Source organism: Acidithiobacillus sp. IBUN Pt1247-S3 (assembly GCF_041146875.1).
In the GTDB taxonomy this organism is placed as follows: Bacteria; Pseudomonadota; Gammaproteobacteria; order Acidithiobacillales; family Acidithiobacillaceae; genus Igneacidithiobacillus.
Map to the genome: position 1 here is coordinate 34,263 of NZ_JBFRXP010000019.1, position 21,976 is coordinate 56,238.

At 58.5% G+C, this 21,976-nt stretch carries 22 protein-coding genes and 1 rRNA gene; 9 read left to right on the top strand and 14 right to left on the bottom strand.

Annotated features, from left to right (window positions below; genetic code table 11):
* Positions 1-62: 62 nt before the first annotated feature.
* Together AB4090_RS12205 and AB4090_RS12210 are read right to left on the bottom strand one after the other, a co-directional pair.
* On the bottom strand, positions 63-1,316 hold the full coding sequence (locus tag AB4090_RS12205) for a TonB-dependent receptor (RefSeq protein WP_369574160.1): 1,254 nt from the start codon (positions 1,314-1,316) through the stop codon (positions 63-65).
* Positions 1,246-2,466, bottom strand: a complete 1,221-nt coding sequence (locus tag AB4090_RS12210; RefSeq protein ID WP_369574161.1) for a TonB-dependent receptor plug domain-containing protein — start codon at positions 2,464-2,466, stop codon at positions 1,246-1,248. The genes AB4090_RS12205 and AB4090_RS12210 overlap by 71 nt, the downstream gene beginning before the upstream one ends.
* Positions 2,467-2,697: 231 nt before the next feature.
* On the opposite strand from AB4090_RS12210, the gene AB4090_RS12215 reads away from it, so the two are divergent.
* From AB4090_RS12215 to gloA, 8 genes are all read left to right on the top strand, one after another.
* Positions 2,698-2,958 carry a DUF2892 domain-containing protein gene (locus AB4090_RS12215; protein WP_369574162.1) on the top strand — a complete coding sequence of 87 codons (261 nt, stop codon included), beginning with the start codon at positions 2,698-2,700 and terminating at the stop codon, positions 2,956-2,958.
* Between the two features lie 103 nt (positions 2,959-3,061).
* On the top strand, positions 3,062-3,562 hold the full coding sequence (locus AB4090_RS12220) for a peptidylprolyl isomerase (RefSeq protein ID WP_369574163.1): 501 nt from the start codon (positions 3,062-3,064) through the stop codon (positions 3,560-3,562).
* Between the two features lie 3 nt (positions 3,563-3,565).
* Positions 3,566-4,354, top strand: a complete 789-nt coding sequence (locus AB4090_RS12225) for a UDP-2,3-diacylglucosamine diphosphatase (RefSeq protein ID WP_369574164.1) — start codon at positions 3,566-3,568, stop codon at positions 4,352-4,354.
* Between the two features lie 95 nt (positions 4,355-4,449).
* The gene (locus AB4090_RS12230; protein WP_369574165.1) at positions 4,450-5,673 is read left to right on the top strand and encodes an aspartate kinase; all 1,224 of its coding nucleotides are present in this window, start codon (positions 4,450-4,452) and stop codon (positions 5,671-5,673) included.
* Positions 5,673-6,839, top strand: a complete 1,167-nt coding sequence (locus AB4090_RS12235) for an aspartate aminotransferase family protein (RefSeq protein WP_369574166.1) — start codon at positions 5,673-5,675, stop codon at positions 6,837-6,839. The genes AB4090_RS12230 and AB4090_RS12235 overlap by 1 nt, the downstream gene beginning before the upstream one ends.
* Complete coding sequence (gene argF / locus AB4090_RS12240) at positions 6,836-7,771, top strand: ornithine carbamoyltransferase (RefSeq protein WP_369574167.1); 936 nt, start codon at positions 6,836-6,838, stop codon at positions 7,769-7,771. Before AB4090_RS12235 ends, argF begins: the two co-directional genes overlap by 4 nt.
* Before the next feature lie 2 nt (positions 7,772-7,773).
* The gene (locus AB4090_RS12245; protein ID WP_369574168.1) at positions 7,774-8,973 is read left to right on the top strand and encodes an argininosuccinate synthase; all 1,200 of its coding nucleotides are present in this window, start codon (positions 7,774-7,776) and stop codon (positions 8,971-8,973) included.
* An 11-nt stretch (positions 8,974-8,984) separates the two neighbouring features.
* Entirely contained in the window at positions 8,985-9,380 is a 396-nt protein-coding gene (gene gloA, locus AB4090_RS12250; RefSeq protein ID WP_369574169.1) for a lactoylglutathione lyase, read from the top strand.
* Between the two features lie 82 nt (positions 9,381-9,462).
* Here gloA and dnaQ read toward each other — a convergent pair whose 3' ends face one another.
* Genes dnaQ through AB4090_RS12265 form a run of 3 tightly spaced genes read right to left on the bottom strand, consistent with a single transcriptional unit; the run spans position 9,463 to position 11,382 of the window.
* Positions 9,463-10,152: a DNA polymerase III subunit epsilon gene (dnaQ, locus tag AB4090_RS12255; RefSeq protein WP_369574170.1), complete on the bottom strand. Its 690-nt coding sequence runs from the start codon at positions 10,150-10,152 to the stop codon at positions 9,463-9,465.
* Positions 10,143-10,619 (bottom strand): ribonuclease HI, encoded by a 477-nt coding sequence (gene rnhA / locus AB4090_RS12260; RefSeq protein WP_369574171.1) that lies wholly within the window; start codon positions 10,617-10,619, stop codon positions 10,143-10,145. Before rnhA ends, dnaQ begins: the two co-directional genes overlap by 10 nt.
* Entirely contained in the window at positions 10,612-11,382 is a 771-nt protein-coding gene (locus AB4090_RS12265; RefSeq protein ID WP_369574172.1) for a methyltransferase domain-containing protein, read from the bottom strand. The genes rnhA and AB4090_RS12265 overlap by 8 nt, the downstream gene beginning before the upstream one ends.
* Positions 11,383-11,443: 61 nt before the next feature.
* Between AB4090_RS12265 and gloB the strand changes: the two genes are divergently transcribed.
* Positions 11,444-12,190: a hydroxyacylglutathione hydrolase gene (gene gloB / locus AB4090_RS12270; protein WP_369574173.1), complete on the top strand. Its 747-nt coding sequence runs from the start codon at positions 11,444-11,446 to the stop codon at positions 12,188-12,190.
* Here gloB and AB4090_RS12275 read toward each other — a convergent pair whose 3' ends face one another.
* The 9 genes from AB4090_RS12275 to rrf form a co-directional block, all read right to left on the bottom strand.
* Positions 12,191-13,417: a M16 family metallopeptidase gene (locus AB4090_RS12275; RefSeq protein WP_369574174.1), complete on the bottom strand. Its 1,227-nt coding sequence runs from the start codon at positions 13,415-13,417 to the stop codon at positions 12,191-12,193.
* 48 nt (positions 13,418-13,465) lie between these two features.
* Positions 13,466-15,568, bottom strand: a complete 2,103-nt coding sequence (pnp, locus tag AB4090_RS12280; RefSeq protein WP_369574181.1) for a polyribonucleotide nucleotidyltransferase — start codon at positions 15,566-15,568, stop codon at positions 13,466-13,468.
* A gap of 3 nt (positions 15,569-15,571) precedes the next feature.
* Complete coding sequence (rpsO, locus tag AB4090_RS12285; RefSeq protein WP_369574175.1) at positions 15,572-15,841, bottom strand: 30S ribosomal protein S15; 270 nt, start codon at positions 15,839-15,841, stop codon at positions 15,572-15,574.
* A gap of 38 nt (positions 15,842-15,879) precedes the next feature.
* Positions 15,880-16,764: a tRNA pseudouridine(55) synthase TruB gene (gene truB / locus AB4090_RS12290; protein WP_369574176.1), complete on the bottom strand. Its 885-nt coding sequence runs from the start codon at positions 16,762-16,764 to the stop codon at positions 15,880-15,882.
* Positions 16,761-17,144 (bottom strand): ribosome-binding factor A, encoded by a 384-nt coding sequence (locus tag AB4090_RS12295; RefSeq protein ID WP_369574177.1) that lies wholly within the window; start codon positions 17,142-17,144, stop codon positions 16,761-16,763. The genes truB and AB4090_RS12295 overlap by 4 nt, the downstream gene beginning before the upstream one ends.
* Positions 17,145-17,154: 10 nt before the next feature.
* Positions 17,155-19,761 carry a translation initiation factor IF-2 gene (infB, locus tag AB4090_RS12300; RefSeq protein WP_369574178.1) on the bottom strand — a complete coding sequence of 869 codons (2,607 nt, stop codon included), beginning with the start codon at positions 19,759-19,761 and terminating at the stop codon, positions 17,155-17,157.
* A 55-nt stretch (positions 19,762-19,816) separates the two neighbouring features.
* Positions 19,817-21,298 carry a transcription termination factor NusA gene (gene nusA / locus AB4090_RS12305; RefSeq protein WP_369574179.1) on the bottom strand — a complete coding sequence of 494 codons (1,482 nt, stop codon included), beginning with the start codon at positions 21,296-21,298 and terminating at the stop codon, positions 19,817-19,819.
* Between the two features lie 25 nt (positions 21,299-21,323).
* On the bottom strand, positions 21,324-21,770 hold the full coding sequence (gene rimP, locus AB4090_RS12310; RefSeq protein WP_369574180.1) for a ribosome maturation factor RimP: 447 nt from the start codon (positions 21,768-21,770) through the stop codon (positions 21,324-21,326).
* Between the two features lie 113 nt (positions 21,771-21,883).
* A 5S ribosomal RNA gene (rrf, locus tag AB4090_RS12315) occupies positions 21,884-21,976 on the bottom strand; the annotation flags it as partial.

Genomic DNA, 21,976 nt, shown 5'->3' on the forward strand with positions numbered 1-21,976 from the left:
CGTAAAAAAGCCCCGACCATAAGGCCGGGGCTTTTTCCTTGGCAAAAAACAATGCGTTCGCGTCAGAAGTTGGCGGTCAGGCTGGCATAGACCGTGCGCGGGGCGCCGGGCAGGCCAATCAAATCGCCCTTGGTGCTGGGACCAAAGGTGCCGCCGTCGCTAATGTACTCATAGCTGTTGTAACGATTGCCCAGCAGGTTGAGGACATCCAGATCCACACCCACGTTGCGGAACCACGGCAGATGCACCGGGATTTTGCTGTGCAAGGCGATGTTCAGCAGCGTGTAGGCGGGCAGCTTGGCCGTGGCCGAGGGGGCCTTGGCAATGTTGTCGTACAGGGCCTGGGGGCCAGTGTATTGGACCCAGATACGGGGTTGCAGCAGCATCCCCATCACATACTCTTTGGCGTAGGCGCCAATTTTGAAAGTGCAATCGGGGATGTTGGCGACGGGCAGGCCGGCGTAGTTCTTGCCCTTAACTGCGTAATTACTGAAGTGGGCCTGTTCAAAGGACAGGTTGGCAAAGGTGTGCAGCCAATAGACGGGGTCATCCACCGCGTAAAGGTTCACGCCCTGGTAGTCCGAGGTGCCAAAGGCGTTGATGACGTCGCCATTGGTTTCGGTAATGGGCAGATACTGGTCCGAAAAGCGGGTGAAATACCAGTTGGCGCTGAATAGAAAGTGGTGCAAAAACCCTTCGTGACGGAAATGTACCTTGAAGCCGGCCTGATAATTCTGGCCCTTTTCCAAAGAAATGGAGCTGCCAGGAATATCCTGGAAGGGGCCGCCGCCACCGCCAAAGGAAGGCGTCTGGTAGGCCACGCCGTAGCTGGCAAACAGGGCCAGGTGGGAGAGGGGCCGCCAGTTGATGTTCACCGAAGGCTCCACCGCGCTCAAGCTACGGGAGTCGGCCGGCAGTTTGGCCTGATTACCCTTAGGGTAAAGTTTGCTCGCCTCGGGATAGGTTTCAGTGGTGAAGGGGGTGTAATTGAGCTGGAACTCCTCCACCCGTACCCCAGGGGTAATGGTGAGGCTGTGGACGGGGTGGATGCTATCCTGAAAGAAGGCCGCCAAATTCGTCACGTCGAGGAAGTTGCTCCGATACTTATCGTTGGGAACAAAACGATTGGCATTATAGGGCGGATATTCACTGAAGAAGGCGTTGCGGGTGTTGTCCCGGCTGTTGATGAAATAACCGCCAATGGCGATCTTGTTCCAGGGCAGTTTGGCGTTGAACCAGAGCTTGTCACCGTAATCGTAACTGTGGGGGGTTGTTGTACTCGTTGGTATTGGGTGCGCCAAGGGCGTAAGACACATAGCGGTTATGCAGGCGATGGCCGTAGCGGTACCAAATATTGTTGTGCAACTTGATCCCTGAACCCATGCCCACATTCAGCTTGTTGTAAAACATCCAGGTGCTGTTACTGTCGATTTTGTAGGGTAGGGCATTGTAAAAGCCAGAGGTCTGCTCGCTGTAAATGGAGCCAGGGATGGCCTTGCCCGTTTTATAGTCGTAGCCATTGATGGTGGCTTTTGCCGCATAGACGGGGATTTCATAGGGTTTGTAGGCCACGCCCTTGGCCAGATAGGCACCAAAGCTATCGTCGCCATGGTGAAAGCCCTTGCGCAATTTGAAATACCAGGCGTAGCTATTGCTGGGCAAGATAGTGCCCGTAGGGCTCAACAGGTGGGTACCAGCCGGGACACTCAAGAAACTGTTGCCAGAGCTCACGCCTCCTGCCAGCACGGCACTGAAACCGTCGATATTGCCGGTGCGCACGTCAAAATGAATATTCTTGAAATCGTTGCTGCCATAGCTGATGCCGACACTGGCACCGGGCTTGGCCGTGGGCTGGATGGGCACGAAGTCGATGCCGCCGCCAATGTTGTTATACCAACGGTTTTCGGGGTTGCCGGGGCCATAGGTGACGTGGATGCCCTGAATGATGGAGGGCTGGTTTACCTGGGGCGATTGCCACAGCCCGGTGGCCGGATTGTTCATGGGGATGCCGTCAAAACTGATGGCAATACTGTGGGCCGCCTCACTGCCCTTGGGATGTCCCCAACCCTGCTTGATACCGTTGATGCTGATCTGGGCCTTGGCCGCACCCGTACCATAACTGGCCAAGGTGCTCACACCCGGCGCAAAGTTCAGCATCTGGGCGCCGCCAGCGGCCGGGCCAGCGGCCTCGATCTCTTTGCGCCCCAAGACCTTGCTGGCAATGCCGGAATGGAAGATGCGTTTTTGGTTTGGGAGTTCTTTACTCTTTTGGCTGTAGGCCGAGATGGTGGTGACGTTGTTCTCCACCTCCCCCACATTATACGGACCATGGTGAAGTTTTTTGTGATAATGGTGATGATCACTCTGCCCGGCATCCAGAGGCTGAGCCAAGGCCTGGGTTGCAGGAAACAAAGCAGCGCTGACGGCGAGTAGCAAAACTCGCCCACGAAATGCACGATTATCCATCGTGTTACTCCTTCAGTAGCGGTGAAAAGCGGAATATTTAGCTTGCTAAGCCGAGGAGAATAACAAGGGAGTGTTACACCAATATGAACATTTTATGACAAAGTTATGATTTTCTGGAAAAAGTTTTTATCTATAGATAAATATAATGGATAAAAACAGAGGTTTTGGATTGCGCGCGGCGGGCGAACGCAATACAGTAAAGACCTTGGCATCCGATTTGGAGAAATCGCCATGTGGATCCGACCGAACATGCAACCCATCGAGCGCTGGCTGCGCCTCTATTTTGGCGTCATCCTCTTCGCCATCTACTTCTTCAACCCTTTCCCCTACAAGGAATGGACCTTCTCCGGCCTACTCCTGATCGCCACCGCAGCGACCGGCTATTGTCCCATCTACAGTTTTCTGCGGCGGCGCAAGAAAGACCAGCCGAGCGTTTCAACCATAACCACCTCGACTCGGACGGAAGGCGATACGGAGCCAAGCCCAAGATAGAACTGGTCTCGAGAGGCGCCCAGCATAAGAAAGAAAAAGACTCGACAAGGGGCGGCGAGCCGCCTACTCTGGGCAAAATTTTTCTCACGCGCAGGAGCGAGTCATGGAATCAGTGGTACTGCACACCAATCACGGCGAAATCCAGATCGAGTTAGACGACGCCAAGGCCCCGAAGACGGTCGCCAACTTTTTGCAGTACGTTGACGATGGGTTCTTCGATGGCACCATTTTTCATCGGGTCATCCCTGGCTTCATGATCCAGGGCGGTGGTTTTACGGAAAAAATGCAACAGAAACCGACCGCCGATACCATCAACAACGAAGCCGAGAATGGCCTGAAAAACGAGCGCGGCACCCTAGCCATGGCGCGCACCAACGATCCCCACTCCGCCACGGCGCAGTTCTTCATCAACCTCACAGACAATGATTTCCTCAATTTCCGCTCGGCCTCTGGTAATGGTTGGGGCTATGCGGTCTTCGGCAAGGTGACGTCCGGGATGGATGTGGTGGATGCCATTGCCAAGGTGGCCACCGGCAATCACGGCATGCACCAAGACGTCCCCAAGGAAGCCGTCATCATCGAAAAGGCCGAGCGTATCGCCTGATTCGTGCAAGCGGCGCCAGTCGCGCTCGCGGAGCGGCAGGGCGATCTGCTCTGCCTCTCCGACCTTCACCTCGGTCCCCAGCGACCGGAACTCACCCGGCTGTTTCTGCGCTTCTGTGGGGAGATACCCGCGGGAGTCAGTGATCTTTGTATCCTCGGCGATCTTTTTGATTTCTGGGTGCACCAAAGCCAAGCCAGCGCCGAGCCGCAACACAGCGTACTACGGGCGCTGCAAAGTGTTCAGGAAGGCGGCATTCGTGTCTGGATCATGACCGGCAATCGGGATTTCGCCCTTGATCGCGCCACGCTGGCGCGGTTCAACATCCAGTTACTGCCAGACCCCACGCCACTTCCTGGCGGTATTCTTCTCACCCACGGTGATCTTCTCTGCACTGAGGACGTCCGCTATTTACAGTTTCGTCGCGTCATCCGCAATCCTCTAATGCTCGGCGGCTTACGCGCCCTACCCTATTCGGCACTGCTGTGGATCGGTCGTCGTCTACGGCGTAGCAGCCAAAAAGAGCTCCAGAAAAAGACCTCCAGTATTACCCAGGCAACGGCTGCGGGCATTGCCATGGCCATCCGCGGCGAAGGCATCTTCGCCAGTCGCGAGGCGCCCTATCGTATTCTCATTCATGGCCACACCCATCAGCCCATCGACGAAAATCTACCTGATCTCCGGGCGCATCGCTTTGTACTTAGCGATTGGCAGAAATCGGGTGCCACGCTGCTGCGCTGTTCTCCTACCGGCACTTGCCAGATTTGGCACTATCCGCCACAAGGTGAAGGATAATTCATTCATCTCAACGTCAGCGAAACGCGCCTCTTGCCCTATACAGTCTCGGAATCTGCCTTTATCATTCGCCCTTTGACGGCATTCCTTAGATTATGGCGCTCATCGTACAGAAATTCGGCGGGACATCCGTCGGCAACATCGAACGGATTCAGGCGGTAGCAGAGCGGGTATTAGCAACGCGGGCTGCTGGGCATGATGTAGTGGTGGTGGTGTCGGCAATGTCCGGTGAAACCGACCGCCTCGTCAAACTCGCGCGCGAGATCGACTCCCAGCCGCACCCGCGCGAACTCGACGCCTTGCTCAGTACCGGCGAACAGGTCACCATCGCGTTGCTGGCCATGGCCCTGCACAGTAAGGGTCAGATGGCGCTGTCCCTTACCGGCAGTCAGGTGCCGATTGAGACCGACGCCGCGCACAACAAGGCGCGCATCGAGCGCATCGACGGTACGCGACTCCGTGCCGCCCTAGCGGCTGGACAGGTGGTCATCGTTGCCGGTTTTCAGGGCATCAATCAGCATGGTGACATCACCACCCTCGGCCGGGGCGGTTCCGACACCACTGCCGTCGCTCTGGCCGCCGCCTTGCAGGCCGATGAATGCGCCATCTACACCGACGTCGATGGCATCTATACCACCGACCCGCGGGTAGAAGGCAAGGCGCGTCGCCTAGACCGCATCACCTACGAAGAGATGCTGGAAATGGCGAGCCTCGGGGCCAAGGTCCTGCAAACTCGCTCGGTCGAATTTGCCATGAATTACCGGGTGCCGGTGCGCGTCCTGTCTTCCTTTCAGGACGGCCCTGGCACCCTCGTTACTAGTGAGGAAAACTGTATGGAAGCCCCCCGCGTATCGGGCATCGCCTTCTCCCGTAATGAGGCCAAGATCACCGTCGTTGCCGTTCCCGACCGCCCGGGCATCGCCTCGGCCATTTTGGGTCCGGTGTCGGCTGCCAACATCAATGTCGACGTCATCCTGCAAAATATCTCGGAAGACGGCAAAACCGACTTCACCTTTACCGTCGAGCGTAGTGATTTCGAGCGTGCCATGAACATCTTGCGTGGCGTCGCGCGCGAGCTGGGCGCCGACGACGTACGCGGCGACACCGGTATCGTGAAGGTCTCGGCAGTAGGCGTGGGGATGCGCTCCCACGCCGGCATCGCGGCCAGCATGTTTGCCGCCCTGGCGCAGGAAAACATCAACATCCAGATGATCTCCACTTCCGAGATCAAAATCTCGGTGGTCATTGCCGAAAAATACCTGGAGCTCGCCGTGCGCGCGCTGCATAGCACCTTCGGCCTGGAAGAGGCGGCTTCCTGATGGCGCTGATGAACAATTACGCGCGTCTGCCCGTCGCCTTCGTGCGCGGTGAGGGGGCGTGGCTCTACGATGAATCCGGGCGGAAATACCTCGATGCCCTGGCGGGGATTGCCGTCTGTGGTCTTGGTCACAGCCATCCGGCCGTAACCCACGCCTTGCAGGCCCAAGCGAGCAAGCTGCTGCATACCTCCAATCTGTACGAAATTCCCGAGCAGACAGCGCTCAGCGACGATCTTTGCCGCCTGAGTGGCTTGGATGCGGCACTGTTCTGCAACAGCGGCGCCGAGGCCAACGAAGCGGCCATCAAACTCGCACGTTTGCATGGCCACAGCCGTGGCATTGCCGAACCCAAGATTCTGGTCTTTACCCAGTCCTTTCATGGTCGCACCCTGGCGGCGCTCACGGCCACCGGCAATCGCAAAATTCAGGCCGGTTTTGCCCCCCTGGTACCCGGTTTCGTGCGCGCCCCCTATGGGGATCTTGCCACGGTACAGGGAATGCTCGCTGCCGACCCGGAGATCGTCGCGGTGCTGGTGGAACCGGTACAGGGCGAAGGCGGCGTGCGTCCTGCCCCCGTCGGCTTTTTGCATGGGCTACGCAAGCTCTGTGACCAGCACGAAGCACTATTGATGTGCGATGAGGTGCAGACGGGCATTGGCCGTACCGGGCACTACTTCGCCTTTCAACACGAGAAGGGCCTGCTGCCCGACGTGCTCTGCCTGGCCAAGGGACTCGGTAATGGCGTACCTATTGGCGCCATCGTCGCCCGACAGGCCGCCGCCGATCTTTTCGGCCCGGGCAAGCATGGCAGTACCTTTGGTGGCGGCCCCCTGGTTTGTGCCGCGGCGCGCGCCGTACTGCGCACCATGGAGGCAGAAGACATCCCCACCCGTGCCGCGGCCATGGGCGAGCTCTTACAAAACCGCTTGCGCGAACGTTTCAGCGAGCACCCGGCGGTGGAGGAAGTACGCGGACTGGGCTTGATGGTAGGTGTGGTTTTGCGGCACGAACCGCAAGACTTCGTGCGTCGCGCCCTGGATGCGGGCGTACTGCTCAACGTCACCGCCGGGCGGGTGATTCGCCTGCTGCCGCCGCTGATCTTCACCTCCGAGCAGGTCGATTTGTTGGTCGACACCTTGGTTGGCCTCTTACAGGAGGAAGCATGAAACCCGTGCGCCACTTTCTGCGCTTGCAGGATCTCTCCCGCGCCGAGCTGCAGGGGTTGCTGTCGCGCGCCATCGAACTTAAGCGCATGTTGCGCGCTGGCGAAGCCTACACGCCCTTTGCCCAGCGCACCCTGGCGATGATCTTCGAGAAGTCATCCACCCGTACCCGCGTATCTTTTGAGACGGGAATGGCGCAATTTGGCGGTCACGCACTGTTTTTGTCGCCGCGCGACACCCAGCTCGGGCGCGGCGAAAGTATCGAGGATACCGCGCGAGTGCTGTCGCGTATGGTCGACCTGATCATGATCCGCACCTTCTCCCATGCCGGGCTGGAGGCCTTTGCCAGCGCCAGCCGCGTTCCGGTCATCAATGGTTTGTCCGATAACCACCACCCCTGTCAGCTCCTGGCTGACCTGATGACGGCACAGGAGCTCTGGGGCGGTTTGCAGGGTCGCAAAGTCGCCTTCATTGGCGATGGCGCCAACAATATGGCACGCTCGTGGATGGAAGCAGCACAGATACTCGATTTTGAATTGCGCATCGGCGCCCCCGAGGGCTTTCACCCCAGCAGTTTCGCGCAGCAGGAAAATGGCACTCATACCCGCATTTATACCGACGCGCGCGCGGCAGTAAACGGCGTAGACATGATCGTTACGGACGTGTGGACGAGCATGGGGCAGGAGGCGGAGGACGGCGAGCGGCATGCCCGCTTCGCCTCTTTCCAGGTGAATGCCCAGCTGCTCGCCCAGGCACGACCAGGTGCCGTCTTCATGCATTGTCTCCCCGCCCATCGCGGTGAAGAAGTGACGGCAGAGGTCATCGACGGCGCGCACTCCCTGGTCTGGGAAGAGGCGGAAAATCGCCTGCACGCGCAGAAGGCATTGATGGAATTCCTGGCGGGCTTTGGGCCCCTAGCCAAACAAGGAGTCTGAATATGGTAAAGAAAGTCGTACTCGCATATTCCGGTGGTTTGGATACCTCGGTCATCCTCAAATGGCTGCAGGACCAATACCAGTGTGATGTGGTTACCTTCACCGCCGACATCGGCCAAGGCGAAGAACTGGAGCCCGCGCGGCGCAAGGCCACGCAACTCGGCGCCAAGGAAATCTTCATCGATGACTTGCGCCAAGAATTTGTGCGCGACTACGTCTTTCCCATGTTCCGTGCCAACACGATTTATGAGGGCGAGTATCTGCTCGGCACCTCCATTGCCCGCCCTTTGATTGCCAAACGTATGGTAGAGATCGCCGCCGACGTCGGCGCCGATGCCGTCGCCCATGGCGCCACTGGTAAGGGCAACGATCAGGTGCGCTTTGAGCTGGGTGCCTACGCTCTCGACCCAAAAATCCAGGTCATCGCGCCGTGGCGGGAATGGGATCTAACCTCGCGCGAAAAACTCCTGGCCTATGCCGAACAGCATAGCATTCCCATCGAGCGGCACGGCAAAAAATCACCCTACTCCATGGATGCCAACCTCCTGCACATCTCCTATGAAGGCGGCATTTTGGAAGACCCGTGGGCCGAAGCCGAGGAATCCATGTGGCGCTGGACCACCGCGCCAGAGCAGGCCCCAGACAAGCCGCGCTACATCGAAATACAGTTTGCCCATGGTGATCCGGTAGCCATCGACGGCGAAGCCCTGCTACCTGCTGTCCTCCTCGCCCACCTCAACACCATTGGCGGTGAGCATGGCATCGGCCGCCTCGACATTGTCGAGAACCGCTATGTGGGCATGAAGTCACGCGGCTGCTACGAAACCCCTGGTGGCAGCATCTTGCTGCGCGCCCATCGTGCCATCGAGTCTATCACCCTCGACCGCGAGGCGGCGCACCTCAAAGACGAGCTCATGCCGCGCTATGCCAGTATCATCTATAACGGTTACTGGTGGAGCCCCGAGCGCCGCGCCCTGCAATCCCTCATTGACCAGACCCAGCGCCTGGTCAATGGCGTGGTGCGCCTCAAACTCTACAAAGGAACCTGCAGCGTGGTCGGCCGCAAATCTGAGGAAAGCCTATTTGACCCGCGCATCGCCACCTTTGAAGACGATGCCGGGGCCTACCATCAGCAGGATGCCGAGGGCTTTATCAAGCTCAACGCCCTGCGTCTGCGCATCGAAAAACGCCTGCAAGGCTAGGAGGACGACTCATGCGCATTTTACACACCATGCTACGTGTGGGCGATCTGGACCGTTCCCTGGCCTTCTACACGGAAGTGCTAGGGATGCGCGTTCTGCGCCGCAAAGACTACCCCGAAGGCAAGTTTACCCTGGCCTTTGTCGGCTACGAGGAAGAAGACCACGGCGCTGTCATCGAGCTCACCTATAATTGGGGTGTGACGAGCTACAGCCTTGGCGATGCCTTTGGCCATATCGCCATTGAGGTCGAAGATGCTGCCGCTGCCTGTGACCAGATCCGTGCCCGCGGCGGGCGCGTCGTCCGCGACCCCGGCCCCATGAAGCACGGCACTACCGTCATTGCCTTTGTTGAAGACCCCGATGGCTACCGCATCGAACTCATTGAGCACAAAACCCGGGTGAATTAACGCAGGCCGGCGTTCGGCTTGCCATCTGACAGCACAGAGCTAGCCGGATGGTTCTGTTCCCGCCGACAGCGCTTCGGAAACATCACTCCCTCCCCCACAGCGCATTGCCCATGCCGCCAAGGTAAGCGTCGTGCGCTGCCAGTTCCTCGGCAGAAGCAACGATTACCCGTAGGCGTCCTTCGGGCCGCGGGGTGGTGGTTTGCACTGGGCTTTTGCTCGCTGCATTGCCCGCTGAGACATCCAGTAGGCCCATATCCACCTGGCCACCGGTCATTGCCAAATACACCTCGGCGAGCAGCTCACAGTCGAGCAGCGCGCCGTGCAGGGTACGCTGACTATTGTCTACCGAAAAGCGCCGACAGAGGGTGTTCAGGTCGTTTTTTTGCCCAGGAAAGCGGCGCCGCGCCTCAACCAGAGAATCAAAAACCGGATTCTGTAATTTTTTGCGCTGCGCGCGCGTCAGCTCGGCACCCAGAAAACCCATATCGAAGGGCGCATTGTGGATGATCAGTTCATCAGCGCCCAGGTAAGCAAGAAAGCCCTCTGCCAGCTCTGCAAACAAGGGCTTGTCCTGCAAAAACTCATCGGTCAGCCCGTGGATACGCACGGCATCCGGATCGCTGGAGCGCTCGGGGTTGAGATAGACGTGATAGTTGTTGCCGGTTAGGCGGCGGTCGACGATCTCGACGGCGCCAATCTCGATGACGCGATGTCCCTTGCCGGGATCAAGCCCCGTGGTTTCCGTGTCCAGCACAATCTGCCTCACAACCATCCCTCCCCACACTGTTCTTGCGCATTGCCAGCAAAGTGATCCAGCACCCGATTGATCAAGGCATCAACAGCCTCATTTTCTGGATCCCCAGAATGGCCGCGCACCCATTCCCAGCGCAATTGATGCGTTTGGGCCAGTCGCGCCAAACCCTGCCATAGCTCCACATTCTTTACTGCCGAACCGCCTGCCGAGCGCCAGCCACGTTTTTGCCAGCCCGCAAGCCACTCAGTCATCCCCTTAATCAAATATTGCGAATCCGAGCGAATCAGAATGCTACTCGGACGTTTCAGCGCCTCCAGACCATGCAGTGCCGCGCCCAGCTCCATGCGGTTGTTAGTGGTCTGCGGCGCATAGCCCCAGAGCACACGCTCGGCTTCGCCTTGGCGCAACCAGGCGCCCCAGGCACCGGGGCCGGGATTCCCGCGGCAAGCGCCATCGGTAATCAAACGCAGGGTCACATCAGTCATCATCAGACTCCACAGACAATTGCAGGTTAGCCGGAGCCGTGGCGAGTTTGCGTAGGCCTTTTTTCTTGCGTGCCGGGATAGCACCTACCAAGGTGGGGCTATTTTCGCGTTTTTGCGCCAGAAGAATGTAGGCATTGGCGCCGGCTGGCCACCAGCGGTCCCCCACCAGCTCCATCCATTGCGCGCTGTGCCCCAGCCCAGGGAAGGTATATTGAAAGTAGCGCCCCTGGCGTAGACTGAAACCCAGATCGCCGAGCAGTCGACGTAGCTGCGTTAGCGGTAGAAAGGGCTGGCGCCAGGGCCAGGCGCGGTCGCGGCGCCAAAGATGCCAGCGGCGCAGCATCCCCAAACTGCCACTGGGGTTAAAATCCATGATCAGGATATGCCCCTCGGGGCGTAGCGCGCGCCAGCATTCTTCCAAAATTTGCTTGGTGTCTGGCATGCGGGTCAGACAGAAGGGAACAACGACCAAATCAAAACGAAGGTTACCAAATGGCAACGCATCGCAACGCCCGTAGACCTGCAAATAGCCATCAGCGGCGCAGACAAAACCATCATTGAGCAAGACCCAGGTATTCGCGGACGGCAGGGGGTTCCAAAAGACCGGCTGCCCCAGCTGCAGCACCGTATCGGCGTGCAGGCGCTCGATCCACGGTGGCAACATTTCTGCCGCCCGCTCCAGCAATAGACGACCGCTGCGTCCCGTCCACCACTGCGCTGCGCGCCGTTGTCGCAGGGAAGAACGAATGACCCCTCTAGGCATGAGGGGCGGGCTGTGCTCTGATCATAAGGCCATGTTACCCCGAGAAGGAGCCGTAGCCCATATGCTGACCCTCATTCCCGCCTTTCAGGACAATTACATCTACCTGTCGCAGACCGCGCATGGCCTGTGGATTGTCGACCCCGGAGACGCGCAACCGGTACTGCAGTACCTGGAGCAACTGCAACGGCGGCCCACCGCCATCCTCTGCACCCATCACCACGCCGACCATGTGGGTGGAGTCGAACAGCTCGTAGAACACTACCGGATACCTGTCTATGGCCATGGCGCGCAAATTCCCCGCCTTACTCAATCTGTCAACGAGGGTTCTTGGGAGATCGATGGCGAGAGCGTTGAGGTGCTGGAGATCCCGGGGCATACTCTGGACCACATTGCCTATCTTTGGCAGGACCTGCTCTTTTGCGGCGACACCCTGTTTGCCGCGGGCTGTGGACGCATTTTTGAGGGCAACCCAGCGATGATGTACAACAGCTTACAAAAGCTGGCCGCCTTGCCCGACAATACCCAAGTCTGCTGCGCCCATGAATATACGCAAAGCAACCTGCGCTTCGCGATGGCGGTCGAGCCAGAAAACCCGGCGATTACCGAACGAACGGAGCAGGTAGCAAGACTTCGACGCCAAGGCCGGCCAAGCCTGCCAAGCACGCTGCAAGAAGAAAAACGCAGCAATCCGTTTCTCCGTTGTGGCGAAGATCGCGTCATCAGCGCCGCTCGTGCGCATGGTGCTAGCGCTGACTCGCCAGTAAGCGTATTCGCGGCGCTACGCCAATGGAAGAATGAATTCCGCTAGTCAACCCGGCAGCAAGCTCCATTCCAGGCGCTCCGACCAGGATCGCGCGCAGACCTCCCGCAGATTCGTCGCAGAAATCTGGTGTAAACGCTCGAGGATCTCCTCCTCGTTTTGCAGTCGCCCGCCCTGGGTCACCTGCCGCACGCGGCGTGCCATCCGCGTTTCCAGGTCCTCCTCACCGAGCAGCCACTGCTTGCGCAGGCCAGCGCGGCTCCAGTGCATTTCCTCCTCCGTTGGCCCCTCCTCGACCAAGGCTGTAAGGATTGTGCCGATAGCTTTTGCAGCCTCTTGGCGTTTGCCAGGCGGCACCGCCGCGTAGAGGCTCCACTCCCCGGTGTCGCTCAGCGCCTCAAGCTGCGAATAGGTCTGGTAGGCAAGCCCGCGGCGTTCACGCAACTCCTGGAACAGGCGCGAAGCCATACCTGCACCCAGAATGTGGTTGGCAAAGAGCTCGGCAAGATGGTCCTGATCTGCAAACGCACTAGCTTGCCCCATCCACAAGAGATGCGCCTGACGGGCATGGGCCGAACGACGACGGCGCGACGCAAAGTACGGCATAGGCGGAGCAACGGAAATTGGTTGTGGGCGTGGTGGCAAGGCCGCAAAACGGGCCTCCACTTGCTTAACCAAGGCATTTTCGTCAACCGCGCCGACCGCAGCAATCAGGATCGGGGCGTTCGCCAAATAGTCCTGATGAAAGGCGCGCAGCCGTTGGGCACTGACCCGACGCACCAGACTCGCCTTACCCAAGACCGGCCAACCCAAGGAATCATCGCCCCAGAACGAATTTGTTGCTTGCTCTTGCAGGTAGTCTTCGAGGTCTTCGGCCGCCATGGCAATTTCCTGCGCCACGACTGCACGTTCGAGGACGAGATCTTTGGCGGTAAACGTTGGGCAGAGCAGGAGATCAGCGAGAAGATTCAGTCCCGCGGATTGGTCTTCGGCGAGCACTGTCAGGTGCAGAGTAACCGATTCGCGGTCGGTAAAGGCATTGAGAGTACCCCCTAAGCGTTCACCCAAGCGATTAATTTCGGCAGCATCGCGCCCCGCCGCCCCTTTGAAGAGCATGTGCTCCAAGAGATGGGCGAAACCATTTTCCTCCGGCTGCTGATGTCGACTGCCACGCAGCGCCGTAACCGAGATCGCTACTTGCCGACGGCCAGCGACGCGCTCCGCAAAAAAGCGAATGCCATTGGGCAATTGCTGTAAGGAAGCAGATGCGTTCATCTACTCCCTACACCACCGAAGAGAGTGAATCAAAAAGAGGGACAGCGCTCAGGATTGCGGAATGTCCTTCATGCTAAGCTTGATCTTGCCTTGGCGATCTACTTCCAAGACCTTGACCCGCACCGTCTGCCCTTCTTTAACATAGTCGTGTACGTCGTTGACACGTTCAGAGCTGATCTGCGAGATATGCAACAAGCCATCGCGGCCGGGCAAGATGGTGACGAAGGCACCAAAATCCATGATTTTCGCCACCTTGCCATCGTAAATCACACCGACTTCGACGTCGGCCGTGAGCAGCTCGATGCGTCGCTTGGCCTCTTCGCCCGAAGCTCCATCCACCGAGGCAATGGTAACCAGGCCATCATCCTGTATGTCGACCGTCGCTCCCGTCTCTTCCGTTAGGGCGCGAATGATCTTGCCCCCCGGCCCAATCACATCACGAATGCGGTCGGGATTGATGCGAATGCTGATGATGCGTGGCGCATGCTGCGACAGGGTTTCGCGTCCATGATCAAGCACGCCCTTCATCAGGCCAAGGATATGCAGGCGCCCCGCCTTGGCCTGCTCCAGGGCCTGGGCCATGATCTCGCGGGTAATGCCCTGAATCTTGATATCCATCTGCAAGGCAGTCACACCCGTCTCCGTGCCCGCCACCTTGAAATCCATGTCACCCAGGTGGTCTTCATCGCCAAGGATATCCGTGAGCACGGCGAAGCGCTCACCCTCCTTGATCAGGCCCATGGCAACACCGGCCACCGGCGCGCGCAGCGGGACACCCGCATCCATTAGCGCCAACGAGGCACCACAGACCGAAGCCATGCTGGAAGAACCGTTGGATTCGAGGATTTCCGAGACTACCCGCAGGCTATACGGAAAATCAGAATCCTGCGGTAAGACCGCAGCAATGGCCCGCTTAGCTAAGCGGCCATGACCAATCTCCCGGCGCTTGGGGGAGCCTACCATACCCGTCTCACCGGTGGAGAAAGGTGGAAAATTGTAATGCAGAAGGAAGCGGTCGCGGCTTTCCCCGTGCAAGGCATCGATGATTTGCTCATCGCTTTTGGTGCCCAAGGTCGTCGTTACTAAGGCCTGGGTTTCGCCACGGGTGAAGAGCGCCGAACCATGGGTACGTGGCAACACACCGACCTCGATGCTAATGGGACGCACCGTGAAGCGGTCACGACCATCAATACGGGGTGCGCCATCCAGCACCCGCCCACGAACGATTTCCGTCTCAATAGACTTGATGGCCCGACGCACTGCATCTGCACGCGTCACATCTTCGCCAGCCAAGGCCTCGACTGCGGCTGCCCGAACCTCTTCCAAACGCTTGCTGCGCGCCTGCTTTTCCATCAGCTGGTAGGCACCCTGCAGACCCTCTTGCGCCTGACCGATCACCGCCGCATGCAACTCGGAATCCTTGGCGGGCGCCTGCCAATCCCAGCGCTGTTTGCCCGCTGCCGCCGCCAGTTCATTGATGGCGGCAATCACCGGCTGGAAGCTTGCATGGCCAAACATCACCGCCTCGAGCATAGTCGCCTCAGGTAGTCCTTTGGCTTCGGATTCCACCATCAACACCGCCGACCCCGTGCCTGCCACCACCAAGTCGAGCTCGGACTCCTTGAGTTCGGCAAAACTGGGGTTGAGCAGAAAGGCACCATTACGATAACCCACCCGCGCGGCACCAATCGGGCCGTCAAAGGGAATCCCGGAAATCGCCAAGGCGGCCGAGGCACCAATCATGGCCAGCATGTCAGGATCCTGCTCGCCATCGACAGAAAGCACCGTGGCAATTACCTGCACTTCGTGCATGAAGCCCTTGGGGAAAAGCGGCCGGATCGGTCGATCAATGAGACGAGAAGTCAGAGTTTCTTTTTCGGAAGGACGCCCTTCGCGCTTAAAGAAGCCGCCGGGGATCTTGCCCGCCGCATACGTCTTTTCCTGATAGTTCACCGTCAGCGGAAAGAAATCTTGCCCGGCCTTGAGCTCGCGTCGGCCCACCGCAGTGACCAGCACCACGCTGTCGCCACTGCTGACCAGCACCGCGCCGTCGGCCTGGCGAGCCATCCGTCCCGTTTCCAGGACCAGTGTCCGGCCCCCAAATTGCACTTCCTTCCGCACGATGCTCAAGAGACTCTCCTCGACGGTGATGGATTACTTACGCAGACCCAGGCGTTCGATCAAAGAGCGATAACGCTCGTAGTCATTCTTCTTGAGGTAGTCGAGCAATTTACGCCGCTGCCCCACCATCTTCAACAGACCCTGGCGGGAATGGTGGTCATGATGGTGCGCCTTGAAGTGCTCAGAGAGCCCTTCAATGCGGGTGGTCAATAACGCGACTTGCACTTCCGGCGAGCCGGTGTCGCTGGGATGCGTGGCATAACTTTTTACCACGTCGGACTTCACTTCACGAGTCAGAGACATCTTGTACTTCTCCTACGCAATCAATCTGGAAAATATTCCTAGTTTACGCCCATCAGGCGCCGCGGCGCCACCTTGCCATCCTCCATCACCTCTCCCAGGCCAAGAAACTCTGCCTGCGGCCCGTAGAGGCGAATCCGCCCAGGAGGTGGGGCATGAGCGATTACCACCCCCTGGCCTTGTCGTACATAGTAAGCGGTGTTTTCCGTCAGGGTCACTGCCGGCAGATCCTGCAATGCCAGATCCATCGCCTGCAGTGGGCAGTCTTCGGCCTCTCGCGCCGCCGCCAGTCGGTCGAGATCATAGGCGGCATCGATATGAAAACTACCCGAACTGATGCGGCGCAATTCGCGAATGTGCGCCCCACAACCCAGCACACGGCCAAGATCCTGCGCTAGGCTGCGCACGTAAGTGCCTTTAGAACAATGAATGTCGAGAGTCAGCTCCTCACCCACCCAGGAGAGCAAATCGAGGGAGTAGATCTCGACACAGCGCGGCTCGCGCTCGACCTCCAGGCCCTTCCGCGCCAAACGATACAGCGGCTGGCCATCGCGCTTGATGGCAGAGAACATGGGTGGAATCTGCGAGATTCGCCCACGAAATTGATCGACCGCAGCATCCAGTTGCGCTTGCGTAAAATCCACCATTCCCGTGGCCACGACCTCACCTTCCCGATCACCGGTGTTCGTCTCTTGCCCCAGACGCAGGGTGGCACGGTAGCGCTTGTCGGCATTGAGCAAATAGTCCGACACCTTGGTCGCCTGACCGAAAAGCAGGACCAGTAAGCCGGTAGCGAAAGGATCGAGGGTACCGCTGTGACCGGCCTTGCGGATACCCATGGTACGCTTGGCACGCTGCAGCGCCGCATTGGAGCTGATCCCGGCGGGCTTATCGAGCAAAAGAATACCGTCAGCGCATTCGCTCACTGCTCATCCTCTGGCGGCGCTGGTGGCAAGTGCGCGAGCAACTCTGCCATCTCGGCATTACGGTCGAAACGCGCATCGTAGACAAAATGCAAAGGCGGGATACGACGCAAATGCAGTTTTTTACCAAGGATCTGACGCATCTCGCCCGCCTCTTCTTGCAAGCGCTCGCGCACCAGATCTGCCCGCACAGGGCCATCCATGAGCGAAAACATCACTGTGGCCTGGCGCAGATCTGGCGCTAGGCGCAGCTCGGTGATACTCGGCAACAGACCAATTCCTTCGAGGCGGTGCAGCCTTGGCAAGAGCGCCGCAATCTCCGTTTGCAGGAGATGCGCAATGCGGTCGCTGCGCGGATAGCTGCGTTGTTGCGGGGTGGACATAAAACTCGCCTTAGAGGGTACGCGCCACTTCAACAGTTTCGAAGGCTTCGATCACATCGCCCACCTTGATGTCGTTGAAATTCCGCACGCCAATACCACACTCGAAACCTTCGCGCACTTCGCGCGCATCATCCTTGAAGCGCCGCAGAGAATCCATGTCACCAGTGTGGATAACTACCGCTTGACGTATTACCCGCACCTTGGCATTCCGTCGCACGATACCGTCCGTGATCATACACCCGGCGATGGTGCCCACGCGCGGCACGCGGAAGGTCTCCCGCACTTCCGCGTGACCGAGGATCTGCTCGCGAATCTCCGGCGCCAACATACCGGTCATGGCCGCTTTCACCTCGTCCACCGCATCGTAAATGACGCTGTGGTAGCGTACGTCAACGCCACTCTGTTCGATCAAGCGCCGTGCCTGTGCCTCGGCGCGCACGTTGAAGCCAATGATTACCGCACCCGAGGCATTCGCCAAATTCACATCGGACTCGGTAATGCCGCCGACGCCGGAATGAATGACCTGCACCCGCACATCATTGGTGCTGAGCCCTTCGAGGGTACTGCGGAGCGCCTCGGCGGAACCCTGGACGTCGGTCTTGATGAGCAGGTTGAGCTGTTGCACCTCACCCTCGCTCGCGGCCTCGAAAAGACTTTCCAGACTACCCTTGGCGCTCTTCGCCAAGCGCACATCGCGGAACTTACCCTGTCGAAACAGCGCAACCTCACGCGCCTTGCGCTCGTCGGCCATGACCAACACCTCATCACCAGCATGCGGCACGTCGCTCAGGCCGAGGATCTCGGCCGGCAGGCCAGGCCCGACTTCTTCCGTTTGCGCACCGTTGTCATCAATCAACGCACGCACGCGCCCATACTGTGCGCCGGCCAAAACGATATCACCGGCACGCAGGGTTCCCTGGCGCACCAAGACCGTTGCTACCGCACCCCGCCCACGATCCAAACGGGACTCGATCACCAGCCCCTTGGCCGGACCATTGCTCTGCACTTCCAAATCCAATAGCTCTGCCTGCAACAAGATGGCGTCGAGCAGCGCATCGATATGCAGCCCTTGCTTGGCGGAAACATTCACGAATTGGGTGTCACCGCCCCACTCCTCCGGGAGAACGTCATGCTGCGCCAATTCTTGACGAATGCGATCCGGGTCAACACCCGGCTTGTCTATTTTATTCACCGCCACCACCATGGGCACATTGGCCGCCTTGGCATGATGGATCGCCTCGATGGTCTGCGGCATGACACCGTCATCTGCCGCCACTACCAGCACAACAACATCGGTCGCCTGGGCACCACGCGCGCGCATGGCAGTAAAGGCCTCATGGCCAGGAGTATCGAGGAAGGTAATCATGCCTTTGGCGGTCTGCACATGGTAGGCACCGATGTGCTGGGTAATACCGCCGGCCTCGCCACTGGCCACCTGCGTAGAACGAATACGATCGAGCAAGGAGGTCTTACCGTGATCGACATGCCCCATTACCGTCACTACCGGTGGACGTCGAATGATCACCGCTTCTTCCGGTGATGCATTTTCTTCCAGAAACGCCTCAGGACTAGCGATGGTTACCATCTTCACCTTGTGTCCCATCTCCTCGACAACGATTGCCGCAGTGTCCTGGTCGATCACTTGATTGATGGTCGCCACCACTCCCATTTTAAACATAACTTTGATCAGCTCGCTCGCTTTTACTGCCATGCGGCTGGCGAGTTCGCTAACGGTGATGGTTTCCGGGACTGGTACCTCACGCACCACTGGCGCAGCATTAAACTCACTCGCTGCCGGGGAACTGGTTTTTTTCTCATTGCGGCGACGACGCATGGCCGCATCCGAACCGCGTTCGTCACGGCGGCCACCGCGCCGCCCGCGCCAATCATCATCCTCGCGCCGACCTGGAGCCGCCTTTTTCTTACCGGCTGGTGCTGCACTCGGTGCGGGAGTCGGTGCCGGACGCGCACTCCCAGGTGCACTGCGCGAGGGCGCCGGAGATCTCTCACCAAGCGGACGCCGACGCTCGGGGGCTGCCTCTTTCGGGCTTGCCTGGCGTTTCACCGGCGCGCGCGCTTCGGGCTCTGTGGAAGCGGGAGCCGGTGTTGCCTGTTCGGACATCTCAGCAGCCTTTGGCATCTCTTCGCCAAGCTTCACCTGCTCCGGTTCTGTCGACACGATCTCAGGCTCCGGCACAATGTCCCGTGCCTTTTCCTGCACCAGTTCTGGCGCCGACGCTATGGTCACGACAGTAGTTTCGACTGGCGACTCGCCACTGTCCTTAGTTACTTCATTTACTGCTTCAACTGCTTCGGACTGTAGCGCTTCCCGCTTCACATAGGTACGCTTGCGTCGCACCTCGACCTGTACGGTACGCGACTTGCCCGCGCCGACATTTTGTTTGATTTCGCTAGTACTTGTGCGGTTGAGAGTAATCCGTTGCGGGGAACCCTTATCCGCCGAGCCGCGCAGAAAACCAAGCAACTTCTGCTTGTCTTCCTCCGTAACCTTGTCCTGCGCCGTTTTTTTGGCAATACCCGCCGCCTGGAACTGCTCCAGGAGCCGCTCACTAGTTAAATGTAGCTCTTCCGCGAAACCCGCAACTGTAACCATCATACTGAATTATCCCTCCACTCGCTGCCGCGACAACCTGGTTTCACCCTTTCTGCGCTCAAGAAAACCAGGGGGCACGCGCCGCCATGATCAGGGATTTGGCACGTTCAAGCTCGATCGTCACCATTTCCTCAAGTTCATCCACCGCCAATTCTGCTAGGTCTTCTGCTGTCGCAATGCCCTTAGCCGCCAATTGATGTGCCAGGGCTTCATCCATCCCTGGCAACTGCAACAGGTCTTCGGCAGGCTCACTCAGATGCACTTGTTCCTCTTGAGCAATTGCCTTGCTCAGCAAACGATCACGTGCGCGACGCCGCAACTCCGTCACCAAATCCTCGTCCAGACCCTCAATTTCCAACATCTCTGCCGTTGGGACATAGGCAATTTCTTCTAGCGAGGTAAAACCTTCCTCCACCAAGAGCTGTGCCAGATCTGCCTCAATATCCAGCTCATTGACGAATTCCTGTTGGAAGCGGGTATCTTCTTCTTCCCGCTTCTGCCGTGCTTCTTCTTGCGTGAGGATATTGATGGTCCAACCAGTCAACTGACTGGCCAAACGGACGTTCTGCCCGCCGCGGCCAATGGCAAGGGAAAGCTGCTCCTCATCAACCACAACATCCATACTGTGGGTATTTTCGTCGACGATGATGCTTAACACTTCGGCCGGGGACAGCGCATTAATGACAAAAGTGGCAGGATCGGCAGACCACACAATAATATCAACGCGCTCACCGCGTAGCTCATTGACTACGGTTTGCACCCGATTGCCGCGCATACCCACACAGGCACCTACTGGGTCTACGCGCGGCTCATTCGAACGCACCGCCATCTTCGCGCGCAAGCCTGGGTCACGCGCAGCACCCATGAGATCGATCATGCCATTGGCGATCTCGGGCACTTCTTGTGCAAAGAGCTTCAGCAACAGTTCCGGCGCCGTACGTGACAGGAACAACTGCGGACCCTTCTGAACCCGCCGCACATCCTTCAGGTAAGCCCGAATTCGGTCGCCGGGGCGAATCGCCTCGCGCGGGATCATTTCGTCGCGCGGCAGCACCGCTTCAGCACGTCCCATATCGACGATGGCGTTCCCCTTATCCATGCGCTTGACGAGACCACTAATAATCTCGCCCTGGCGGAAAGCATAATCAGCAACGATGCGGTCGCGCTCGGCGTCACGCACGCGCTGAAAAATCACCTGTTTTGCGCTCTGCGCCGCAATCCGGCCAAATTCGACCGCCGGGAGCTCCTCGCAAATTTTCTCGCTGACCGTCGCTGCAGGATCTTTCGTCAATGCCTCTTGCAAGTGAAGCTGTTGGTCGGGGATTTCTTTTTCTTCTTCGTCGGCAATTACCATCCACCAACGCTTGGTCAGGTAATCGCCCGTCTTGCGATCCAACTCGACGCTGATATCCCAGTCTTGGCCGTATTTTTTCTTAGATGCTGAAACCAACGAAGCCTCGAGAGCCTGAAAAATGACCTCTCGATCGACTTCCTTTTCGTGTGCGACGGCGTCAGCCAGATATAGAAGTTCCCGACTCATCCTGTGATTCCCTCAAGCAAAACTTTTACCATTTCGGTACCAACTTGGCGCGGTGGATAGCGCTATACAAAAAACTCTGCTCCCCGGTTTCGGTTGCCAAACGCACCGATGATTCGTCCGCAGCAAGCAAAGTGCCCCGCCAACGCCGACGCCCATCCAGCAGGGCGTGCAACTCGATCTCTGCCTCATCACCGAGAAAGCGTTGATAATCCGCCGCCTTGGTCAGCGGGCGATCCAGCCCTGGGCTTGAGACTTCGAGACGATAAGCACCGTGTATAGGGTTCTCGACATCCAACCAAACGCTGAGCTGCCGACTCACGGCGGCACAGTCATCAATGTCCACCCCGCCGTCTTTATCAATAAAGATCTGCAGGGTGATCTGCCGACCAGAACGCAACAAGCGCATATCCACGAGCTCACAGCCCATGGCCGTCACCTGTATTCCAATTCCTTCCGCGAGTCGATTATCCAAGACAGCAACCTTTCAGAAACAAAAAGTGGGCACCTGGCCCACTTTTTGCGCGATTGTACGCAGCACCTTGCAAAAAGACAACCCCAGCGGATAGCTGGGGTTGGAGTATAGGCGTCTGGCGGTGACCGACTTTCGCGGGGGGAGGCCCCCCACTATCATAGGCGCGGCAGCGTTTCACGGTCCTGTTCGGGATGGGAAGGGGTGGT

Coding starts and splice junctions, on each gene's coding strand:
- argF (WP_369574167.1), top strand. CDS start 6,836: ATGAAACCCGTGCGCCACTTTCTGCGCTTGCAGGATCTCTCCCGCGCC.
- rnhA (WP_369574171.1), bottom strand. CDS start 10,619: ATGACTGATGTGACCCTGCGTTTGATTACCGATGGCGCTTGCCGCGGG.
- AB4090_RS12275 (WP_369574174.1), bottom strand. CDS start 13,417: ATGAACGCATCTGCTTCCTTACAGCAATTGCCCAATGGCATTCGCTTT.
- gloB (WP_369574173.1), top strand. CDS start 11,444: ATGCTGACCCTCATTCCCGCCTTTCAGGACAATTACATCTACCTGTCG.
- AB4090_RS12220 (WP_369574163.1), top strand. CDS start 3,062: ATGGAATCAGTGGTACTGCACACCAATCACGGCGAAATCCAGATCGAG.
- gloA (WP_369574169.1), top strand. CDS start 8,985: ATGCGCATTTTACACACCATGCTACGTGTGGGCGATCTGGACCGTTCC.
- AB4090_RS12245 (WP_369574168.1), top strand. CDS start 7,774: ATGGTAAAGAAAGTCGTACTCGCATATTCCGGTGGTTTGGATACCTCG.
- AB4090_RS12265 (WP_369574172.1), bottom strand. CDS start 11,382: ATGCCTAGAGGGGTCATTCGTTCTTCCCTGCGACAACGGCGCGCAGCG.
- nusA (WP_369574179.1), bottom strand. CDS start 21,298: ATGAGTCGGGAACTTCTATATCTGGCTGACGCCGTCGCACACGAAAAG.
- AB4090_RS12235 (WP_369574166.1), top strand. CDS start 5,673: ATGGCGCTGATGAACAATTACGCGCGTCTGCCCGTCGCCTTCGTGCGC.
- infB (WP_369574178.1), bottom strand. CDS start 19,761: ATGATGGTTACAGTTGCGGGTTTCGCGGAAGAGCTACATTTAACTAGT.
- AB4090_RS12205 (WP_369574160.1), bottom strand. CDS start 1,316: ATGTGTCTTACGCCCTTGGCGCACCCAATACCAACGAGTACAACAACC.
- AB4090_RS12210 (WP_369574161.1), bottom strand. CDS start 2,466: ATGGATAATCGTGCATTTCGTGGGCGAGTTTTGCTACTCGCCGTCAGC.
- AB4090_RS12230 (WP_369574165.1), top strand. CDS start 4,450: ATGGCGCTCATCGTACAGAAATTCGGCGGGACATCCGTCGGCAACATC.
- AB4090_RS12215 (WP_369574162.1), top strand. CDS start 2,698: ATGTGGATCCGACCGAACATGCAACCCATCGAGCGCTGGCTGCGCCTC.
- AB4090_RS12295 (WP_369574177.1), bottom strand. CDS start 17,144: ATGTCCACCCCGCAACAACGCAGCTATCCGCGCAGCGACCGCATTGCG.
- dnaQ (WP_369574170.1), bottom strand. CDS start 10,152: ATGGTTGTGAGGCAGATTGTGCTGGACACGGAAACCACGGGGCTTGAT.
- rpsO (WP_369574175.1), bottom strand. CDS start 15,841: ATGTCTCTGACTCGTGAAGTGAAGTCCGACGTGGTAAAAAGTTATGCC.